1 rRNA gene (running past one end of the window) is annotated in these 1,574 nt (G+C 57.0%); it reads right to left on the bottom strand.

The window, feature by feature from the left end:
• Positions 1-1,574: ribosomal RNA gene (locus ACFYX4_RS40945) — 23S ribosomal RNA — on the bottom strand (its annotated part extends 1,272 nt beyond the left edge of the window); the annotation flags it as partial.

Here is a 1,574-nt window from a genome sequence, read left to right as displayed (position 1 = left end):
TGTGGCCCCCCTTCTCCCGAAGTTACGGGGGCATTTTGCCGAGTTCCTTAACCATAGTTCACCCGAACGCCTCGGTATTCTCTACCTGACCACCTGAGTCGGTTTAGGGTACGGGCCGCCATGAAACTCGCTAGAGGCTTTTCTCGACAGCATAGGATCATCCACTTCACCACAATCGGCTCGGCATCAGGTCTCAGGCACAAGCTGTCCGGATTTACCTGGACAGCGCCCTACACCCTTACCCCGGGACAACCACCGCCCGGGCTGGACTACCTTCCTGCGTCACCCCATCACTCACCTACTGCAAGTCTGGTTCGTCGGCTCCACCACTTTCCTTTCCCCGAAGGGTCCGGAACGGCTTCACGGACTTAGCATCGCCTGGTTCGATGTTTGACGCTTCACAGCGGGTACCGGAATATCAACCGGTTATCCATCGACTACGCCTGTCGGCCTCGCCTTAGGTCCCGACTTACCCTGGGCAGATCAGCTTGACCCAGGAACCCTTAGTCAATCGGCGCAAACGTTTCTCACGTTTGTATCGCTACTCATGCCTGCATTCTCACTCGTGAACCGTCCACAACTCGCTTCCGCGGCTGCTTCACCCGGCACACGACGCTCCCCTACCCATCACGATCCCCGTTGGGGGTATATATCGCAATGACACGACTTCGGCGGTACGCTTGAGCCCCGCTACATTGTCGGCGCGGAATCACTAGACCAGTGAGCTATTACGCACTCTTTCAAGGGTGGCTGCTTCTAAGCCAACCTCCTGGTTGTCTGTGCGACTCCACATCCTTTCCCACTTAGCGTACGCTTAGGGGCCTTAGTCGATGCTCTGGGCTGTTTCCCTCTCGACCATGGAGCTTATCCCCCACAGTCTCACTGCCGCGCTCTCACTTACCGGCATTCGGAGTTTGGCTAAGGTCAGTAACCCGGTAGGGCCCATCGCCTATCCAGTGCTCTACCTCCGGCAAGAAACACACGACGCTGCACCTAAATGCATTTCGGGGAGAACCAGCTATCACGGAGTTTGATTGGCCTTTCACCCCTAACCACAGGTCATCCCCCAGGTTTTCAACCCTGGTGGGTTCGGTCCTCCACGAAGTCTTACCTCCGCTTCAACCTGCCCATGGCTAGATCACTCCGCTTCGGGTCTTGAGCGTGCTACTGAATCGCCCTGTTCGGACTCGCTTTCGCTACGGCTTCCCCACCCGGGTTAACCTCGCAACACACCGCAAACTCGCAGGCTCATTCTTCAAAAGGCACGCAGTCACGAGGATGGAGCAAGCTCCATCCCGACGCTCCCACGGCTTGTAGGCACACGGTTTCAGGTACTATTTCACTCCGCTCCCGCGGTACTTTTCACCATTCCCTCACGGTACTATCCGCTATCGGTCACCAGGGAATATTTAGGCTTAGCGGGTGGTCCCGCCAGATTCACACGGGATTTCTCGGGCCCCGTGCTACTTGGGTGTCTCTCAAACGAGCCGCTGACGTTTCGACTACGGGGGTCTTACCCTCTACGCCGGACCTTTCGCATGTCCTTCGCCTACATCAACGGTTTCTGACTCGTC

It is taken from the genome of Streptomyces sp. NPDC002328 (assembly GCF_042890065.1).
Classification (GTDB): Bacteria; Actinomycetota; Actinomycetes; order Streptomycetales; family Streptomycetaceae; genus Streptomyces.
This window is presented reverse-complemented; position numbering and strand designations above follow the sequence as displayed.